The organism is Leclercia sp. UBA5076 (assembly GCF_002416465.1).
In the GTDB taxonomy this organism is placed as follows: domain Bacteria; phylum Pseudomonadota; class Gammaproteobacteria; order Enterobacterales; family Enterobacteriaceae; genus Enterobacter.
Map to the genome: position 1 here is coordinate 59,887 of NZ_DIAO01000013.1, position 20,073 is coordinate 79,959.

15 protein-coding genes are annotated in these 20,073 nt (G+C 56.6%); 2 read left to right on the forward strand and 13 right to left on the reverse strand.

Going from position 1 to position 20,073, the window contains the following annotated elements; genetic code table 11:
* Nucleotides 1-16 precede the first annotated feature (16 nt).
* The 5 genes from eno to rlmD all read right to left on the reverse strand — a co-directional run bounded on the left by eno (nt 17) and on the right by rlmD (nt 7,706).
* Nucleotides 17-1,312 carry a phosphopyruvate hydratase gene (gene eno / locus B3X29_RS12920; protein WP_103180931.1) on the reverse strand — a complete coding sequence of 432 codons (1,296 nt, stop codon included), beginning with the start codon at nt 1,310-1,312 and terminating at the stop codon, nt 17-19.
* 82 nt (nt 1,313-1,394) lie between these two features.
* A complete protein-coding gene (gene pyrG / locus B3X29_RS12925) occupies nt 1,395-3,032 on the reverse strand; it encodes a glutamine hydrolyzing CTP synthase (protein ID WP_103180932.1) in 1,638 nt (545 codons plus the stop codon).
* Between the two features lie 224 nt (nt 3,033-3,256).
* Entirely contained in the window at nt 3,257-4,048 is a 792-nt protein-coding gene (gene mazG, locus B3X29_RS12930; RefSeq protein ID WP_103822710.1) for a nucleoside triphosphate pyrophosphohydrolase, read from the reverse strand.
* A 69-nt stretch (nt 4,049-4,117) separates the two neighbouring features.
* Complete coding sequence (gene relA, locus B3X29_RS12935; RefSeq protein ID WP_103822711.1) at nt 4,118-6,355, reverse strand: GTP diphosphokinase; 2,238 nt, start codon at nt 6,353-6,355, stop codon at nt 4,118-4,120.
* Between the two features lie 52 nt (nt 6,356-6,407).
* Nucleotides 6,408-7,706, reverse strand: coding sequence for a 23S rRNA (uracil(1939)-C(5))-methyltransferase RlmD (rlmD, locus tag B3X29_RS12940; RefSeq protein ID WP_159339799.1), 1,299 nt, complete (start codon nt 7,704-7,706; stop codon nt 6,408-6,410).
* A 57-nt stretch (nt 7,707-7,763) separates the two neighbouring features.
* On the opposite strand from rlmD, the gene barA reads away from it, so the two are divergent.
* Complete coding sequence (gene barA, locus B3X29_RS12945; protein ID WP_159339800.1) at nt 7,764-10,535, forward strand: two-component sensor histidine kinase BarA; 2,772 nt, start codon at nt 7,764-7,766, stop codon at nt 10,533-10,535.
* Between the two features lie 38 nt (nt 10,536-10,573).
* Here barA and B3X29_RS12950 read toward each other — a convergent pair whose 3' ends face one another.
* From B3X29_RS12950 to syd, 8 genes are all read right to left on the reverse strand, one after another.
* Complete coding sequence (locus tag B3X29_RS12950; RefSeq protein ID WP_103180937.1) at nt 10,574-11,713, reverse strand: glycerate kinase; 1,140 nt, start codon at nt 11,711-11,713, stop codon at nt 10,574-10,576.
* Between the two features lie 87 nt (nt 11,714-11,800).
* Nucleotides 11,801-13,141: a glucarate dehydratase gene (gene gudD, locus B3X29_RS12955; RefSeq protein ID WP_168192060.1), complete on the reverse strand. Its 1,341-nt coding sequence runs from the start codon at nt 13,139-13,141 to the stop codon at nt 11,801-11,803.
* Nucleotides 13,142-13,153: 12 nt separating this feature from the next.
* A complete protein-coding gene (locus B3X29_RS12960; protein ID WP_103181129.1) occupies nt 13,154-14,494 on the reverse strand; it encodes an enolase C-terminal domain-like protein in 1,341 nt (446 codons plus the stop codon).
* A gap of 2 nt (nt 14,495-14,496) precedes the next feature.
* Nucleotides 14,497-15,849 (reverse strand): galactarate/glucarate/glycerate transporter GudP, encoded by a 1,353-nt coding sequence (gene gudP, locus B3X29_RS12965; RefSeq protein WP_103180939.1) that lies wholly within the window; start codon nt 15,847-15,849, stop codon nt 14,497-14,499.
* A 484-nt stretch (nt 15,850-16,333) separates the two neighbouring features.
* Nucleotides 16,334-16,783, reverse strand: a complete 450-nt coding sequence (locus B3X29_RS12970; protein WP_103180940.1) for a flavodoxin — start codon at nt 16,781-16,783, stop codon at nt 16,334-16,336.
* 3 nt (nt 16,784-16,786) lie between these two features.
* Nucleotides 16,787-17,581 carry a tRNA pseudouridine(65) synthase TruC gene (gene truC, locus B3X29_RS12975; protein WP_159339802.1) on the reverse strand — a complete coding sequence of 265 codons (795 nt, stop codon included), beginning with the start codon at nt 17,579-17,581 and terminating at the stop codon, nt 16,787-16,789.
* The gene (locus B3X29_RS12980; protein ID WP_103180942.1) at nt 17,578-17,904 is read right to left on the reverse strand and encodes a YqcC family protein; all 327 of its coding nucleotides are present in this window, start codon (nt 17,902-17,904) and stop codon (nt 17,578-17,580) included. The genes truC and B3X29_RS12980 overlap by 4 nt, the downstream gene beginning before the upstream one ends.
* 632 nt (nt 17,905-18,536) lie before the next feature.
* Nucleotides 18,537-19,082 carry a SecY-interacting protein gene (gene syd, locus B3X29_RS12985; protein WP_103180943.1) on the reverse strand — a complete coding sequence of 182 codons (546 nt, stop codon included), beginning with the start codon at nt 19,080-19,082 and terminating at the stop codon, nt 18,537-18,539.
* Nucleotides 19,083-19,150: 68 nt separating this feature from the next.
* Here syd and queF point away from each other — a divergent pair, with 68 nt between their 5' ends.
* Nucleotides 19,151-19,993 (forward strand): NADPH-dependent 7-cyano-7-deazaguanine reductase QueF, encoded by an 843-nt coding sequence (gene queF, locus B3X29_RS12990; protein WP_103180944.1) that lies wholly within the window; start codon nt 19,151-19,153, stop codon nt 19,991-19,993.
* The last annotated feature ends 80 nt before the right edge of the window (nt 19,994-20,073 follow it).

Genomic DNA, 20,073 nt, shown 5'->3' on the forward strand with positions numbered 1-20,073 from the left:
GAAAGTTCAGCGTGAATTACTGACCTTTGATCTCTTTACGACCGTTGTAAGGTGCTTTCTCGCCCAGCGCTTCTTCGATACGAATCAGCTGGTTGTATTTAGCAACACGGTCAGAACGGCTCATAGAACCGGTTTTGATCTGGCCAGCAGCGGTACCAACAGCCAGGTCAGCGATGGTCGCGTCTTCAGTTTCGCCTGAACGGTGAGAGATAACGGCAGTGTAGCCAGCGTCTTTCGCCATTTTGATCGCAGCCAGAGTTTCGGTCAGAGAACCGATCTGGTTGAATTTGATCAGGATGGAGTTAGCGATGCCTTTCTCGATACCTTCTTTCAGGATTTTGGTGTTGGTTACGAACAGGTCATCACCAACCAGCTGGATTTTGTCGCCCAGGACTTTAGTCTGGTATGCGAAACCATCCCAGTCAGACTCGTCCAGACCATCTTCGATGGAGACGATTGGGTACTGTTTGGTCAGCTCTTCCAGGAAGTGAGTGAACTCTTCGGAAGAGAAGGCTTTGTTGCCTTCGCCAGCCAGAACGTATTTACCGTCTTTGTAGAATTCAGATGCTGCACAGTCCATCGCCAGGGTGATGTCGGTGCCCAGCTCGTAGCCTGCTGCTTTAACTGCTTCAGCGATTACGGCCAGTGCTTCGGCGTTAGAACCCAGGTTAGGTGCATAACCACCTTCGTCACCAACAGCGGTGTTCATGCCTTTGGCTTTCAGAACTTTTGCCAGGTGATGGAAAACTTCAGAACCCATACGGATGGCTTCTTTAACAGTTTTCGCGCCAACCGGCTGAATCATGAATTCCTGGATGTCGACGTTGTTGTCAGCGTGCTCACCGCCGTTGATGATGTTCATCATCGGAACTGGCATAGAGTATTTGCCTGGAGTGCCGTTCAGTTCAGCAATGTGTTCGAACAGTGGCTGACCTTTAGAAGCAGCTGCTGCTTTGGCGTTAGCCAGGGAAACAGCCAGGATTGCGTTCGCACCGAAGTTAGATTTGTTTTCAGTACCGTCCAGATCGATCATGATCTTGTCAATGCCAGCCTGATCTTTGGCATCTTTGCCAAGGATTGCCTGAGCAATAGGACCGTTTACTGCGCCAACCGCTTTGGTTACGCCTTTGCCCAGGAAGCGGGATTTGTCGCCATCGCGCAGTTCCAGCGCTTCGCGGGAACCAGTAGAAGCACCTGACGGCGCAGCAGCCATACCTACGAAACCACCTTCCAGGTGTACTTCGGCTTCAACAGTCGGGTTACCACGGGAGTCGATGATTTCACGACCGATGACTTTAACGATTTTGGACATTAGATTTTCCTCAGTACAAGTTAAACTAAAACTCCAGACAAACAACGCGTACCTCTGGTACGCGTTGCCGTTCTAACTTTTCTTACTTCGCCTGACGCTTCTGGAACTCCGTCGCGGCTTTCACAAAGCCAGCAAACAGCGGATGTCCATCACGCGGCGTAGAAGTAAATTCCGGGTGGAACTGGCAGGCAACGAACCACGGGTGGTTCGGCACTTCGATGATCTCGACCAACTGATCATCCCCGGAGCGGCCCGCAATACGCAGACCCGCAGCTTCAATTTGTTTCAACAGCAGGTTGTTCACTTCATAACGGTGACGATGGCGTTCAGTGATGACTGGCGCACCGTACATCTGGCGTACCAGGCTGTCATCAGAGAGCTGGCAAGCCTGAGAACCCAGACGCATCGTGCCACCCAGATCGCTTTTCTCGGTACGGACTTCGACGTTACCTTCTTCGTCGCGCCATTCGGTAATCAGCGCCACAACAGGGTACTTACAGTCTGGCACAAATTCCGTAGAGTTCGCGTTTTCCATGCCCACCACATTACGGGCAAATTCAATCAGTGCAACCTGCATACCCAGGCAAATGCCGAGGTAAGGAATATTGTTTTCACGCGCATAGCGTGCGGTGGCGATCTTGCCTTCAACGCCACGGTAGCCGAAGCCGCCAGGGATCAAAATAGCATCCAGATCTTTCAGAATTTCTACACCGCGGGTTTCAACATCCTGCGAATCGATCAGCTTGATGTTGACGGTTACGCGGTTTTTCAGGCCACCGTGTTTCAGCGCTTCGATAACGGACTTATAGGCGTCCGGCAGTTCGATGTACTTGCCGACCATACCGATAGTCACTTCGCCTGCCGGGTTCGCTTCTTCGTAAATAACCTGTTCCCATTCAGACAGGTTAGCTTCCGGACAGTTCAAGCTGAATCGTTTACAAATATAATCGTCCAGGCCCTGTGATTTCAACAGGCCCGGAATTTTATAAATGGAATCGACATCTTTCATTGAAATAACGGCTTTTTCTGGCACGTTACAGAACAATGCAATTTTCGCACGTTCATTGGCCGGAACGGCACGATCGGAACGGCAAACCAGGATGTCAGGCTGAATACCGATGGAGAGCAGCTCTTTTACGGAGTGCTGGGTCGGTTTGGTTTTCACTTCACCTGCGGCAGCCATGTACGGCACCAGGGTCAGGTGCATGAACAACGCGTGTTCACGACCAATATCCACCGCCAGCTGACGGATCGCTTCGAGGAACGGCAGGGATTCGATATCACCTACCGTACCGCCGATCTCAACCAGCACGACGTCGTGACCTTCGCCACCCGCAATGATGCGTTCTTTAATGGCGTTAGTGATGTGCGGGATAACCTGAACGGTAGCGCCCAGATAGTCGCCACGGCGCTCTTTGCGCAGAACGTCGGAGTAAATACGGCCAGTCGTGAAGTTGTTACGACGGGTCATTTTGGTGCGAATGAAGCGCTCGTAGTGACCCAGGTCCAGATCGGTTTCAGCGCCGTCTTCAGTAACGAACACTTCCCCGTGTTGGATCGGGCTCATGGTACCTGGATCGACGTTGATGTACGGATCCAGCTTCATCATGGTCACATTAAGGCCACGGGCTTCAAGAATGGCTGCGAGGGAGGCTGCGGCAATGCCTTTACCCAGAGAGGATACAACCCCGCCGGTCACAAAAATATAGTTCGTTGTCATGCTGAACCTGAGAAGTTAGGGTGAAACGATGGAATAACCAGGACGGGAAAATAGTATACCCGAACACGGCGAGCGCCACAAACTTTCATTCTCCGTCTCCTGTCTCAGGCTTTGACTCATATTGGGAGTGAGAAAATAGCCCCTTTTGGGTAAATGTTTTTGACGCAAATCAAGCGCTTGTCATTTAAAAAATCACACAAATTGCGCTTGATCGCAAAAACCCGTTAGAGATCAGATTCCTGGCGTTTTACTTCCTGCCAGACTTCTTCCATCGCGTCGAGGTCCACGCCGGTCATTTCCAGGCCGCGCGCCGCGATAATGCGCTCCACTTCCCGGAAGCGGCGCTCGAATTTGAGGTTCGCTTTCTGCAGCGCCACTTCGGCTTTGACACCCAGATGACGGGAAAGATTGACGGTGGCAAACAGCAGATCGCCCATCTCCTCTTCAAGCTTCTCCTGATCCACTACCGCCTGCTGCGCTTCGTGCATCACCTCGTCAATCTCTTCATGCACTTTGTCGAGCACCGGGCCTAAGGATGTCCAGTCAAACCCCACCGTCGAGCAGCGTTTCTGAATCTTGTGCGCGCGCATCAGCGCCGGCAGGCTTAACGGAATATCGTCCAGCGCCGAATGTTGCGACTTTTCAGCCCGTTCCGCGCTTTTAATCTGTTCCCAGCGGGCCAGAACCTCGGTACTGTTTTCGGCGGTGGCATCACCAAAGATGTGCGGATGGCGGCGCTCCAGCTTGTCGCTGATGGCGGCGCAGATATCGTTGAAATCAAACCGCCCCTCCTCCTGGGCCATCTGCGCATAGAACACCACCTGGAATAGCAGGTCACCCAGCTCGCCGCGCAGATCGTCAAAATCTTCCCGGGAGATAGCGTCCAACACCTCGTAGGTCTCTTCAAGCGTGTAGGGGGCGATGGTGGCGAAAGTCTGCTCTTTATCCCACGGACAGCCGTTTTCCGGGTCGCGCAGACGTTGCATAATGCCGAGCAGGCGGTCGATTTGGGTCATAGTATTGTCCTGATAAAAAAATGCTGGGTGGGGGCTTGCGCCTTACCCGGCCTACAAAAGAAGGTGCGATTATCCGCCGTGCAGACGACGGGCGTCGATCACATCCGGCACCTGGTTCAGCTTGCCGAGCACACGGCCCAGCACCTGCAGGTTATAGATTTCGATGGTCATATCAATGGTGGCGAGCTGCTGGCGCGTATCGCTGCGGCTGGCGACGCCCAGCACGTTCACCTTCTCGTTCGCCAGAATGGTGGTGATATCGCGCAGCAGGCCGCTGCGATCGTTGGCTGAGACCCGCACTACCAGTGAATAACCGGCGGAATAGCTCTCGCCCCACACCGCATCCACGATGCGTTCCGGCGCGTGAGACTGTAAATCGTCCAGCTGATCGCAGTCCGCACGGTGAATGGAGATCCCGCGCCCCTGGGTGATAAAGCCGACAATCTCATCCCCCGGGATTGGCTGGCAGCAGCGGGCAATATGGTGCATCAGGTTGCCGACGCCCTCCACCACCACTCTGCCTTTGTCTTTTTCTTTGCCACGGTGCGAGGGGGCGTAGCTCTTCTGCTGAAGCTGCTTCAGCGCCGCCGCATCCTGCTCTTCCGCGCTCGGTTTGTTGAACTGCGCCTGCAGGAAATTCACCATCTGGTTAAGACGAATATCCCCACCGCCAATGGCGGCCAGCAGCTCATCCAGCTCGTTAAAGTTGTAGCGCGGCAGAAGGAATTTTTCTGCCTCTTTCAGGTGGATGCCTAAATGCTCCAGCTCGTCATCGAGGATCTGGCGTCCGGCAAGAATATTCTTGTCGCGATCCTGCTTGCGGAACCAGGCATGAATTTTTGAGCGCCCGCGGCTGGTGGTGACATAGCCGAGGTTCGGGTTCAGCCAGTCGCGGCTCGGGTTCGGCTGTTTCTGGGTGATGATCTCAATCTGGTCGCCCATCTGCAGCTGGTAGGTGAACGGCACGATACGCCCGCCGATTTTGGCGCCGATGCAGCGATGCCCCACATCGCTATGGATGTGGTAGGCGAAGTCGAGCGGCGTTGAGCCTGCCGGCAGGTCAACCACGTCGCCTTTCGGCGTAAAGACGTAGACCCGGTCGTCAAAGACCTGGCTGCGCAATTCGTCGAGCATTTCACCGGAGTCGGCCATCTCCTCCTGCCACGCAATCAGCTTACGCAGCCAGGCGATACGATCCTCGTGACCGGAGCGCGCCCCGCTTGTGGGCCCCTCTTTATACTTCCAGTGCGCGGCGACGCCGAGCTCGGACTCCTCATGCATCTGCTTAGTACGGATCTGGATTTCGACGGTTTTGCCGCCCGGCCCCAGCACCACGGTATGGATCGACTGGTAGCCGTTCGGTTTCGGATTGGCGACATAGTCGTCAAACTCATCCGGCAGGTGACGGTAATGGGTGTGGACAATCCCCAGCGCGGCGTAGCAGTCCTGCAGCCGCTCGGCGACGATACGCACGGCGCGCACATCAAACAGCTCGTCAAAGGCGAGATGCTTTTTCTGCATTTTGCGCCAGATGCTGTAGATATGCTTCGGACGGCCATAGACTTCAGCCTTCACCCCCTCTTCTTTCATCGACTTACGTAAGCCGCCGACAAACTCATCGATGTAGTGTTCCCGATCGATACGGCGTTCGTGCAGCAGCTTAGCAATGCGTTTGTATTCCGCCGGGTGCAGGTAGCGGAAGCAGTAATCCTCCAGCTCCCATTTCAGCTGGCCGATGCCCAGACGGTTCGCCAGCGGGGCATAGATGTTGGTGCACTCTTTCGCCGCCAGCACGCGTTCGTCTTCCGGCGCGTCTTTGACTTCCCGGAGGTGGGCGACGCGTTCGGCAAGCTTAATGACCACACAGCGGAAATCATCCACCATCGCCAGCAGCATACGACGCACGTTATCCACCTGTTCAGACGAGACCGAATCGGTGTGGGTGGCTTTGAGCTGACGGATGGCCGCCATATCGCGCACGCCGTGGATCAGCGCCACGATCGATTTCCCGACGCTTTCGCGCAGCACCTCTTCTGTGACCACCTCGGCGTCGGCCAGCGGGAAGAGCATAGCCGCACGAAGGGTGTCGATATCCATACTCAGCATGGAGAGGATCTCAACCATCTCTACGCCGCGCCACAGCAGCAGCTCGGCATCGGGATGCCCCTGCGTGGTGCGCAGACAGTAGGCCCATGTTTCGGTTAAGCGTTCACACGACTGCTGGCTGGCAATCCCCAGACTTGCGATCCATTTTTGTGGGTCAAACTCACCAGCTTTATTGAGATGTGCACTTCTTACCGCAACCATTGTCCTCTCCTTTAGGGACCCCTGCCTGTCGAATTCGACAAGCCGAAACTCATCAATTGTGTTCAAACAACGCCATTGATTCCAGATGCCCAGTGTGCGGGAACATATCAAGCATTGCCAGACGCTGAATCTGGTAACCCGCCGCTAATAACGCCTCGCTATCGCGGGCAAGCGTTGCCGGATTACAGGAAACATAGACCACGCGTTTGGGCGCCAGTTTAATAATATGCTGCATCACGCCTGGCGCGCCCGCGCGTGCCGGATCAAGCAGGATTTTATCGAAACCGTGCGCCGCCCATGGCTGCTGGGTAACATCCTCTTCAAGATTTTCGTGAAAAAATGTCACGTTTTGCAGCGCATTGTGAACAGCGTTATCGCGCCCCTTTTCCACCAGCGCCGCCACGCCTTCAACGCCGACCACGCTTCGTGCCCGTTTTGCCAGCGGCAGGGTAAAGTTGCCCATCCCGCAAAACAGGTCGAGTACCCGGTCCTCCGGCTGAATATCCAGCCACGCCAGCGCGGTCGCCACCATCTGCTGGTTAACGCCGTCGTTAACCTGAATGAAGTCGCGCGGGCTGAACGTTAAGCGTAGCCCGTCTGAATCATACCAGGGCGTTTCGCCGCTCAGTTGCTCAAGTATCTCGCTTTGCGGGGCGAGATAAAGCGCAAGGTCATGAGAATGCGAAAAGCGTTCCAGTTTTTCACGATCCCGGGCCGACAGCGGCGCCGTATGGCGCAGCACCATCAGCGGGCCACTGTTCGCCAGCACCAGCTCAACGTGCCCAAGATGGCGGACGCCCTGCAGGTCAGAGAGGCATTTGCGCACCTCTGGCAGCAATGCCTCAAGACGGGGCACCAGAATGGGGCACGCTCTGACATCAACGATGTCGCTGGAGTTGGCCTTGCGAAAGCCCATCTCCAGACGCGCGGTTTTCGGCTGATAATTGAGGCTCAGACGCGCCCGGCGGCGGTAGCCCCAGGGTTTATCTACGATCACTTCATCAACGTCGTGCTTCAGCAGGCGCGCCAGGGCGTTGCTTTTGCTGCGCTCCTGCAGCGCGACGCTGGCGTGCTGTTGTTGGCAGCCGCCGCAGACGCCAAAGTGCGGGCAGCGAGGCGTTTCACGTTCCGGGCTATCATTAAGACGGCGCTTTACCTGCCCGCGTGCGTACTGACGTTTCTCTTCCATCAGGGTGATTTCCGCACGCTCCTGGGGCAGCAGGCCGGGAATAAATACGGTCTTGCCCTCGTGGCGCGCCACCCCCTGTCCGAACGGATCGAGGTCTGTCACTTCAACAGTTATGATCTGACGCGTCGTCACGCGTCGCTTTGCAGAGTAGAATTGCGCCATCGCCGGGAATTTTCTCAAATGAACATATTGACTCTAATTGTCCCATAACGGAACTCCATGACCAACTACAGCCTGCGTGCGCGCATGATGATTTTGATCCTCGCCCCTACCGTACTCATTGGTTTACTGCTGAGTACCTTCTTCGTGGTGCACCGTTATAACGACCTGCAACGTCAGCTCGAGGACGCCGGTGCCAGCATTATTGAGCCGCTCGCGGTCTCCAGCGAGTACGGCATGAACCTGCAAAATCGCGAGCCCATCGGCCAGCTCATCAGCATTCTGCACCGTCGTCATTCGGACATTGTGCGGGCGATTTCAGTGTATGACCAAAATAATCACCTGTTTGTGACCTCCAATATTCAGCTTGATCCCGACACCCTGAAGCTGCCGGATGGTACGGCGTTTCCAAAACGGCTGAGCGTGATCCGCCAGGATGAAAAAATGATCCTGCGCACCCCTATTATTTCGGAAAGCTATTCACCGGATGAATCTCCCGCGTCGGACGCTAAGCCCAATAACAATCTGTTGGGATATGTGGCGCTGGAGCTGGATCTCAAGTCCGTGCGGCTGCAACAGTACCGGGAGATCTTTATCTCCACGGTGATGATGCTGTTCTGTATCGGCATTGCGCTGATCTTCGGCTGGCGTCTGATGCGGGATGTAACCAGCCCCATCCGCAACATGGTAAATACCGTCGACCGGATCCGCCGGGGCCAGCTCGACAGCCGCGTCGAAGGCTTTATGCTCGGCGAGCTGGATATGCTGAAAAACGGCATCAACTCAATGGCCATGTCGCTGGCGGCATACCATGAGGAGATGCAGCATAACGTCGATCAGGCTACTTCCGACCTGCGCGAAACGCTGGAGCAGATGGAGATCCAGAACGTTGAGCTGGATCTGGCTAAAAAACGCGCCCAGGAGGCGGCACGCATCAAGTCGGAGTTCCTGGCGAATATGTCCCACGAGCTGCGCACCCCGCTCAACGGGGTGATTGGCTTTACCCGCCTGACGCTGAAAACCGAGCTCAACCCGACCCAGCGTGACCACCTGCATACCATTGAACGCTCCGCCAACAACCTGCTGGCGATCATCAATGACGTACTGGACTTCTCCAAGCTCGAAGCGGGCAAATTGATCCTCGAGAGTATTCCGTTCCCGCTGCGCAACACCCTGGATGAGGTGGTCACCCTACTGGCGCACTCCTCCCACGACAAGGGGCTGGAGCTTACGCTGAACATTAAAAATGATGTGCCGGACAACGTCATTGGCGATCCGCTGCGCCTGCAACAGGTGATCACCAACCTGGTGGGTAACGCCATTAAGTTCACCGAGAGCGGGAACATCGACGTGCTGGTCGAAAAACGCTCCATCAGCAATACCAAAGTGCAGATTGAGGTGCAGATCCGCGACACGGGGATCGGTATTCCTGAGCGCGATCAGTCCCGGCTGTTCCAGGCCTTCCGCCAGGCCGACGCCAGTATCTCCCGCCGCCACGGCGGTACCGGGCTGGGGCTGGTCATCACGCAAAAACTGGTTAATGAGATGGGGGGCGATATCTCCTTCCACAGCCAGCCTAACCGGGGTTCGACCTTCTGGTTCCATATCAACCTCGACCTGAACCCGAACGTGCTGACCGATCGTCCGGCCATGGATTGCCTGCAGGGTAAACGGCTGGCGTACGTGGAGCCCAATACCGCCGCCGCGCAAAGCACCCTCGATGTGTTAAGCACGACGCCGCTGGAGGTGGTCTACAGCCCGAACTTCTCCACGCTGCCGGTTGACCATTACGACATCCTGCTGCTGGGGATCCCGGTGACCTTTACCGGCGATCTGACCATGCAGGAGGAGCGGCTGGCGAAAGCGGCCTCGATGACCGATTACCTGCTGCTGGCCCTGCCCTGCCATGCCCAGATCAACGCCGAGGAGCTAAAACATGACGGGGCGGCCGCCTGCCTGCTGAAACCGCTGACGGCCACGCGCCTGTTGCCAACGCTGACGGAATATTGCCGTCTGAACCATCACATCGCACCGATGACCAGCGATGAGAGCAAACTGCCGATGACCGTGATGGCGGTGGATGACAACCCCGCCAACCTGAAGCTGATCGGGGCGTTGCTGGAGGATCAGGTTCAGCATGTCGAACTGTGCGAGAGCGGTCTGCAGGCGGTGGAGCGAGCGAAGGAGAAGCAGTTTGACCTGATCATGATGGATATTCAGATGCCCGGTATGGACGGCATCCGCGCCTGTGAACTGATTCGCCAGCTTCCTCATCAGCAGCAAACCCCGGTGATTGCCGTGACGGCGCATGCGATGGCGGGGCAAAAGGAGAAGCTGCTGAGCGCCGGGATGAACGACTATCTGGCGAAGCCGATTGAAGAAGAGAAACTGCACAGCCTGCTGCTGCGCTACAAACCCGGCCCTACCACAGGCAACTGGATCCCCGCACCGGAGATTCCGCCGGCGGTTCCGGAGATTGTGACTAACGTCAGTGCCACCCTCGACTGGCAGCTGGCGCTGCGTCAGGCGGCGGGCAAAAATGACCTCGCGCGGGAGATGCTGCAGATGCTGGTCGCGTTCCTGCCAGAGATCCGCAATAAAGTGGAAGAACAACTGGTGGGAGAAAACCCGGAAGACCTGGTCGGGGCGATCCATAAGCTGCACGGCAGCTGCGGGTACAGCGGGGTGCCGCGTCTTAAGAATCTCTGTCAGCTGCTGGAGCAGCAGTTACGTTCCGGTACGCCGGAAAGCGAGCTAGAGCCGGAGTTCCTGGAGTTGCTGGATGAGATGGATAACGTCACGCGGGAAGCGATGAAGGTGCTGGGGTCGTAAGGCCCCTCTCCCGACAGGAAGAGGGGGAACAGAAGGGATTACAGCCCCCTTCCCACTTTTAATACGGCGGCGATATTGCGGGCCGCCATCCGCACGTTTTCTTCGGCCTCTTCCAGCGCCTCTTCCAGCGTACAGACGGTATAAATCACGCTGAACACCGCGTCGATGCCATGGTCATGCACCACGCCGACGTCCGCCGTCAGGCTGCCCGCGAGGCCAATGACCGGTTTATTGTAGCGTTTGGCAATCTTCGCCACCCCTACCGGCACTTTGCCATGAACGGTCTGGCTGTCGATCCGCCCTTCGCCGGTGATCACCAGATCGGCATCGGCCACCAGGCCGTCGAGATTGAGCGCATCGGTGACGATTTCAATACCCTGGCGCAGCTGCGCGCCGCAAAACGCATACAACGCCGCGCCCATACCGCCCGCCGCGCCGCCACCCGCCAGCCCGAGCACGTCAACGTCCAGGTCGCGGGCGATGATCCGGGCATACTGCGTCAGCGCGCGATCGAGGCGCACGATCATCTCTGAGGTCGCCCCCTTTTGCGGACCAAACACGGCGGACGCGCCATTGTCGCCGGTCAGCGGGTTAGTGACATCGCATGCCACCTCAATGCGGCACGCCGTCAGTCGTTTATCCAGACCGCTGATATCGATACGTGCCAGCCTTTCCAGTTCACCGCCGCCGGGACCGATGGCGTGACCCTGTTCGTCCAGCAGTTTCGCACCAAGCGCCTGCACCATCCCTGCGCCGCCATCGTTAGTGGCGCTGCCGCCAATCCCAATGATGATATGTTTTACGCCTGCATCCAGGGCATGGCGGATCAGCTCCCCGGTTCCCCAGGAGGTGGTTTTCAGCGGATTGCGCTGGGCCGGGGGAACCAGCTCCAGACCGCTGGCCGCCGCCATCTCGATGAATGCGCTTTTTCCATCGCCGGAGCGGCCATAAAAACCGTCAACATGCTCGCCGAGCGGCCCCGTTACGCGTACCTGAATAATTTCACCCTGGGTGGCGGCGACCATCGCTTCCACGGTGCCCTCCCCGCCATCGGCAACCGGCAGTTTCACGTACTCCGCCGTGGGGAAAATCTCGCAAAATCCTTGCTCTATCGCCGTTGCCACTGCCAGGGCACTCAGGCTCTCTTTGTAAGAGTCCGGTGCGATCACTATTTTCATAAGCCGTCCTTACGCATGTTGACTACCATAAGCATACACCCGTCACGCAAGAGATAATGCCGACTCCCGCAGGAACCGGCACCGGACTTAACGCACCATGCAAGGGCGTTTGTTGTTGAAGGTCCACTCCGGAATCAGGTACTGCATCGCCATCGCGTCGTCGCGTGCGCCCAGACCGTGCTGCAGGTAGAGCTCGTGCGCCTTCATCACCTGATCCATATCCAGCTCCACGCCCAGACCCGGTGTGGTTGGTACCTGCACCATACCGCCCTTGATTTCGAACGGCTGTTTGGTCAGGCGCTGGTTGCCCTCCTGCCAGATCCAGTGGGTGTCGATGGCGGTGATGTTGCCCGGCGCGGCAGCGGCCACGTGGGTGAACATCGCCAGCGAGATATCAAAGTGGTTGTTGGAGTGTGAGCCCCAGGTCAGGCCGAACTCGTGGCACATCTGCGCCACGCGCACCGAGCCCTGCATGGTCCAGAAGTGCGGATCCGCCAGCGGGATATCCACCGACTGCAGCGACAGGGTATGCCCCATCTGACGCCAGTCGGTGGCGATCATGTTGGTGGCGGTTGGCAGACCGGTGGCGCGGCGGAACTCGGCCATCACTTCACGCCCGGAGAAGCCCTGCTCGGCACCGCACGGATCTTCCGCATAGGCCAGCACGCCCTTCAGACGCTTACCGATGCGGATCGCCTCGTCCAGCGACCATGCGCCGTTTGGATCGAGGGTGACGCGCGCCTGTGGGAAGCGTTTCGCCAGTGCAATGATCGATTCGGCTTCTTCTTCACCCGCCAGCACGCCGCCCTTGAGTTTGAAATCGTTAAAGCCGTACTTCTCGTAGGCGGCTTCCGCCAGACGGACCACCGCATCAGGGGTCATCGCCTCTTCATGGCGCAGGCGATACCAGTCGCACTGCTCATCCGGCTGGCTCTGGTACGGCAGCGGGGTCAGCTTGCGGTTGCCCACAAAGAACAGGTAGCCCAGCATCTCAACTTCGGTGCGCTGCTGCCCGTCACCCAGCAGGGAGGCGACGTTAACGCCCAGATGCTGGCCCAGCAGGTCGAGCATCGCCGCTTCAATACCGGTCACCACGTGGATAGTGGTGCGCAGGTCGAAGGTCTGCAACCCGCGGCCACTTGCGTCACGGTCGGCAAATTCGTTACGGACGGCGTTAAGAACGTTTTTATAGGCGCCCAGGGTTTGACCCACCACTAACGGGATCGCATCTTCCAGCGTTTTACGGATCTTCTCGCCACCCGGGATTTCACCTACCCCGGTGTGACCGGCGTTATCTTTGATAATCACAATATTACGGGTGAAGAACGGGGCATGGGCGCCGCTCAGGTTCATCAGCATGCTGTCATGACCCGCGACCGGGATAATCTGCATGGAGGTCACAACAGGAGTAGTAGACGTGCTCATAATTCCATCCTTTAATCAGTGGCGACCGAACGCCGGGCGTTTACGGTCAAAGGTCCAGCCGGGGATAAGGTACTGCATCGGGCCTGCGTCATTACGCGCGCCGCCTGGCAGTTTCTTATACGCCTCATGCGCTTTGTGGATCTGATCCCAGTCAAGTTCCACGCCAAGCCCCGGAGCGTCAGGTACGGCAATCTTGCCGTGTTTAATTTCGAGTGGATTTTTGGTCAGGCGCGCTTCGCCTTCCTGCCAGATCCAGTGGGTGTCGATAGCGGTCGGCGTGCCCGGTGCGGCGGCACCGACATGGGTAAACATCGCCAGCGAAATATCAAAGTGGTTGTTGGAGTGACAACCCCAGGTCAGGCCCCAGTCATCGCACAGCTGCGCCACCCGTACCGCGCCGGAAAGGGTCCAGAAGTGCGGGTCCGCCAGCGGAATATCGACCGCGTTGAGCATGACGGCATGTCCCATCTCGCGCCAGTTGGTGGCGATCATGTTGGTCGCTACCGGCAGGCCCGTGGCGCGGCGGAACTCCGCCATCACCTCACGGCCAGAGAAACCCTGCTCGGCGCCGCACGGATCTTCGGCGTAGGTCAGGACATCGCCCAGCCCTTTGCACAGGGCGATAGCTTCATCCAGCAGCCAGGCGCCGTTGGGATCCACGGTAATGCGGGCATCCGGGAAGCGTTTTTTCAGGGCGCGGGCGCTCTCAATTTCCTGCTCGCCCGGCAGAACGCCGCCTTTCAGTTTGAAATCCTTAAAGCCGTAGCGATCCTGCGCCGCTTCCGCGAGGCGGACCACCGCCTCACTGGAGAGCGCCTCCTGGTGGCGCAGGTGATACCACTCGTGGCTGCCCGGCGAACGTTCGAGGTAAGGGAGATCGGTTTTGGTGCGATCGCCCAGGTAGAAGAGATAGCCCAGCACGGTGACCGCATCGCGCTGTTTTCCAGGGCCGAGCAGTTCACACACCGGCACGTTCAGCGCTTTGCCGAGCAGGTCCAGCAGCGCCGCTTCCAGCGCCGCCACCGCATTCACCCGCAGCTCAAAGGTCCAGGCACCTTTGCCGAACGTATCGAAATCGGCAGACTGGTTGCCTTTGTGTACGCGCTGCACCACTTTGTTCAGGCGCGCCACCTCCTGACCCACCACCTGCGGAATGGCATCCACCAGGGTCTGGTAGATCACCTCGCCGCCAGGCGCTTCACCTACGCCGGTATTCCCGGCGTTATCGGTCAGTACCACGATATTACGGGTAAACCAGGCGTTATGCGCGCCGCCAATGTTCAGCAGCATACTGTCCTGGCCGGCAACCGGGATAACCTTCATTTCAGTGACGACAGGGCTGGATTGCATACTCATCATCAACGCTCCGTAACAGGTTTCAGCTCGATACGTTTGATATCACCCACCAGGACCAGGTAGCTCAGTACCGCTACCAGGGCATGGATACCGACGTAGATCAGCGCCCCGTTGAACGAACCGGTGGTACCGACAATGTAGCCAATGGCGATCGGGGTGACGATCCCGGAGATGTTGCCGAACATGTTGAACAGACCGCCGCTCAGACCGCTGATCTCTTTCGGCGCGGTATCTGCCATCACCGCCCAGCCCAGCGCCCCGATACCTTTACCGAAGAAGGCCATCGCCATAAAGCCGATAATCATCCACTCGGCGTTCACGTAGTTACACATCACCATCGTCATGGAGAGCAGCATACCCAGCACGATTGGCGTTTTACGGGCGATATTCAACGAGCCAGTACGACGCATCAGCCAGTCGGAAATTACCCCGCCCAGTACGCCGCCGACAAAGCCGCAGATTGCCGGAACGGAGGCGACAAACCCGGCTTTCAGAATTGACATGCCGCGCGCCTGCACCAGATAGACCGGGAACCAGGTAATAAAGAAGTAGGTTAAGGCGTTGATGCAGTACTGGCCGAGATAGATCCCGAGCATCATGCGGGAACCCACCAGCTGTTTGATTTGGCCCCATTTCTGGCTGAAGGGGACTTTCGCTTTGCTGCTCGCCTGATCCATGTTGATCAGCGCGCCGCCTGCGGCAATGTAGTCCAGCTCTTTCTGGTTTACGCCGGGATGCTGGTTCGGTTCGTGGATCACTTTCAGCCAGATAAAGCTGATCACAATGCCCAGACCGCCCATAAAGAAGAACACATGCGACCAGCCCACCTCGTGCGTCAGCCAGCCCATGATGGGCGCAAAGATGACGGTGGCAAAGTATTGTGCAGAGTTAAAAATGGAGACCGCCGTTCCCCTCTCCTGAGCCGGGAACCAGGCAGCCACGATTCGGCTGTTGCCGGGGAAGGATGGGGCTTCTGCCAGCCCGACGAGGAAGCGCAGGGTAAAGAGCGCGACAATGATGCCAAAGCCGTTAAAGATATCGACAAAGCCCTGCAGCAGGGTAAACATGGACCAGATGAAAATGGACCAGAAATAGACGCGTTTTGAACCGAAGCGATCCAGCAGCCAACCGCCAGGAATTTGGCCGATAACATAGGCCCATGAAAATGCCGAGAAAACATACCCCATACCGACCGGATCCAGACCGATATCTTTTGCCATTTCTGAACCGGCAATCGACAGGGTGGCGCGGTCGCCATAGTTGAAGGATGTGACGATAAACAGCATCACCACTATCCAGTAGCGGGCGTTAGTACGCTTTTCAGCGCTGCTCGCCGCTTGGCTTAATGAACTCATTCTTGCACTCCTGAATCATAGCGTTTTCGCTACGTTCATTCTGAACAGCTCAACCGTAGGGTAATCAGAATGACGTGTATGTGTTTTTGCAGTTCGAACATGTAGGTCGTTTCGCCTTACTGACTGCATTTTTATTAACTGGCGGAAAAAGTATAAGAAAGGAACCTGGCCCCTCTCACCGTGCATCAACACAACATTGGCACGGCTCTGTGCGGTTGTTTGTGGCAAAAGCCCAGGACAATGGAAGAGACTTCACGGAAATGAAAACTGCCTGCCCGTAAGGGGGAGGCCAGTGCCAGGGAATAACGGGAGTGTGAAACAGGTCGCTTGACGCAGTGAAAATGCCTGCTAATAACCGCGCTTCAGATGAGGATTTACGGGCGATTGCCCAAAGCTTACTCGATTCAGTTAACTTATACTGGCTGCATGGTCGCTTTGTTAACTGGCAAAGGGTTCTGGCCCTCCGCTCAGGGAGGGCAGGAACTTATTTTAGCAATGTGCCCCACTGTTCAACCCAGGGATTGGATTCGCCTTCCGGCTCAGGGTGTTCAGAGGCGTCAATCATCAGCATATCACCCACGCGCTGCGCGCTTTGCTCCTGTAACAGAGCGTCGAACAGCTTACCGCCACCGCAGAAATTCGCGTAAGTGCTGTCACCGAGCGCAATAATGCCGTAACGCATTTCCGGCTGATAACCCAGCTTATCTTTAATTCCCTGGAATAGCGGAACAATGCTGTCCGGGAGATCGCCCTGCCCGGTTGTCGAGGTGACCACCAGCACATACTGGCCCTGATATTTTTCCCAGTCGGCCAGATCGGGATCTTCATAGACCGTGGCTTTATGACCCATGCCTGCCAGAATCGCTTCGGCCTCTTCTGCCACCAGCAGCGAGTTACCGTACATCGTGCCGACAAAAATTCCGATTACCGCCATGTTTTACTCCCTGATTAAACGCTCGTTCCGATCATCCTGAACGTTGGTTACGTCAAACTCAACCCTTTCATTTTCGGGGAGTTGTCCGCGCCATCCAAACTGTGACAACGCCTGCATCCACACCTCGTCCAGCCCGGCCCGGATCGTCAGTGGCTTGCCGGTAAACGGATGGATAAGTTGCAGCTGGCTGGCGTGTAGCATCAGACGATGGCAGCCGAAATGCTCCGCGGCGCTGCGGTTTTGCCGCAAGTCGCCATGCTTGCTGTCGCCGATGATCGGATGGCGAAGATGGGCAAGGTGGCGTCGCAGCTGGTGCTTACGCCCGGTTTTCGGCTCCAGTTCAATCAGACTATAGCGCGTGGTGGGAAACTTACTGGTGGCAACCGGCATTTCAGTGGTCGCCATGCCGCGATAGTCGGTTACCGCGGGCTGCGGGCCTTTGTCGTCGCGGGCATACTTATCGGCAATTTTATCCAGCTCTTCCGTCAGGGGGTAATCAAGCGTGGCGCACTCTGTCAGCCAGCCCCGGACAATCGCATGGTAGCGTTTCTGGATCTGATGCTGCTCAAACTGCTGCGCCAGACGTCGACCGGCCTCGCTGGAGAGTCCCATCAGCAGAACGCCGGAAGTGGGTCTGTCCAGACGGTGGGCAGTGAAGACATGCTGACCGATCTGGTCGCGCACCGTCTGCATCACCACCACTTTTTCATCCCGGTCCAGCCAGCTACGGTGCACCAGCCAGCCGGAGGGCTTATTAACGGCGACCAGCCACTCATCCTGATAGAGGATCTCGATCATGCTTCGTCGCCGAAGAGCGTATCGAGGGCCAGCAGCACGGCCAGCACCGCGTCGCGTGAAGGATGGGCAGCGTCCAGCGCCATTTCATAATAGGGCGCCACGGCAAAGCTCTGAGGTAGCGGATGGCCGCTGTCGAGCAGTGCATGCATGCGGGGAATGAGAACCCATTGCAGCCACTCAAACGGCTCCAGGGTATCCATACAGAAAGGTTGCGTGCTCTCAAAAGCCTCTGGCTGCGGCGCCGTCTCCTGCCACAGCTGATGGTCGCGCAGTAAAGCTTCAATGGCGTGCAGTTGCGCGCGCACGTTGTCGTGATGGGTCATACAAACCTCAACTGAAAATGTGAACGGCGCGCAGCATAGCAAAGACCACGCAGAAATAAAAAAAGGGAGCACTGTAAAAACAGTGCTCCCGGTTCGTTTCGTAGCAATCCAGCTACTTTTAGTGCTCCCTGCTCATCCGTGACAACTTTTCCTCTGACCCTAAGGCCTGGTCTTCCCTTGACCGCTGCATCCTGCGCACATCGTCCTGATGTGACTGCTTCTTCCTGAAGCGTCCTGGTCTTCCTGACCCACCGGACATCTGTACCGGCTCTCATTCTCCTTCCTGGAGGTGTCCTTCAACGCGTCCTGCGTGATCCTCTTGCTTCATCCTGAAGCCTTCCTTGTAGCGTCTTCCTGACGTGTCCTTATTAAGAAACGTCATCATCCTAATGTTCATTTCTTGTGTCGGCTTCCTGTCGACGGAGATAGAATCCATGATTCCGCTTCGTCTTACAAGGTACTACGTAAGCCAAATTAAAAAGTTTGCGTATCTGTGCTAAGCGTTTTAAAAAGACAAGTCACTGATAAATTAGTGATTATTAAATAGCGGGATGGTTAAAGCATTCAACTAATAAGGGCGATCTCTCACAAACTCTGTAAGAGATCTCTCACACGCGCAGTAGTATGCAGGATTACACGACGGGATGAAGATGATTAAGAAAATCCGCAAGGGAAGCGGAGAGGATCTGACGCTTCTGCGTACCCAGCGTCTCTTTTATCACGTTACCTGTAAGGTTGCAGACAGAGATAACGTCCATCTCACTGTCGAGCGTGGCGATAAACAACGTTGGCGATAGCTTCAGGCGCTTCTGGGTAACAAGGTGCCCAATCAGGTTCTCCTGCACGCGCAGCAGGTCTTCTTCGCTCCAGGTTTGCAGCAGCGTCATCGCTTCATTATCAAAGCGAGCGCACATATCCCCGGCGAACTGTGTGGTATAGAACGCGTGAACCGGAGGTTGTACCACAATGTCCATGGCACGTTCAATGGCTTTTACACTCTGCTCAGCGGTAAACGGCTGCGGCTGCCAGGTCACGGTCTCGCCGGAAGAGGTGATAATGCAGGGTGAAGGCACGCCGTACAGCTCTTCGCTTTGCGGCCATGACGCTTTCTGTTCATGCCAGGCGTCACAGTAACGCGTGGTAAATGCGGTTAACGCAGCAGCAGTCTCTTTATCCACCGGTTTCTCTCTTCATATAAGCCAGGATACACTCAGCCCATAGTTTACCTTTAAAGTGACAATGAAACATGTCTTACGAAAACCATGATGCCTTATCGGGCCTGACGCTGGGCAAAAGCACAGCCTACCGCGACATCTACGATGCCAGCCTTTTGCAGGGGGTGCCGCGCAGCCTCAACCGCGATCCGCTGGGCCTGAAGGCCGATGCCCTGCCTTTCCACGGCGGCGATATCTGGACGCTCTACGAGCTCTCCTGGCTTAACGCCCGCGGTTTACCGCAGGTGGCAGTGGGTCATGTTGAGCTGGATTACACCAGCGTCAATCTGGTGGAGTCCAAAAGCTTTAAGCTCTACCTCAACAGCTTTAACCAGACCCGCTTTGAGAGCTGGGAAGCGGTACAGCGCACTCTGGAGAGGGATTTAAGCGCCTGTGCCCAGGGTAAGGTCACGGTGGCGCTCTACCGGATTGATGAGCTTGAAGGCCAGCCCATCGCCCACTTCCACGGCACCTGCATCGACGATCAAGATATTGAGATCGACAACTATCAGTTTGACACCGCGTGGCTGGAAAAGAGTGCCAGCGGCAAAGTGGTGGAAGAGACGCTGGTCAGCCACCTGCTCAAATCCAACTGCCTGATTACCCATCAGCCTGACTGGGGTTCGGTGCAGATCCAGTATCGCGGGGCAAAAATCGATCGTGAGAAGCTGCTGCGCTACCTGGTCTCCTTCCGTAACCACAATGAGTTCCACGAGCAGTGCGTGGAGCGCATCTTCAACGATATTCTTCATTTCTGCCAGCCGGAGGCGCTCAGCGTCTATGCCCGCTATACCCGACGCGGCGGACTGGATATCAACCCGTGGCGCAGCAATACCGATTTTGTTCCTGCCATCGGTCGGTTAGTGCGTCAGTAAAATAAATAAATTTATAATATGCGCGGTATGTTCCGCGCTTTAGGTTGTGAAAGGTCATAAGCCAGGGCTATTGTAATCAA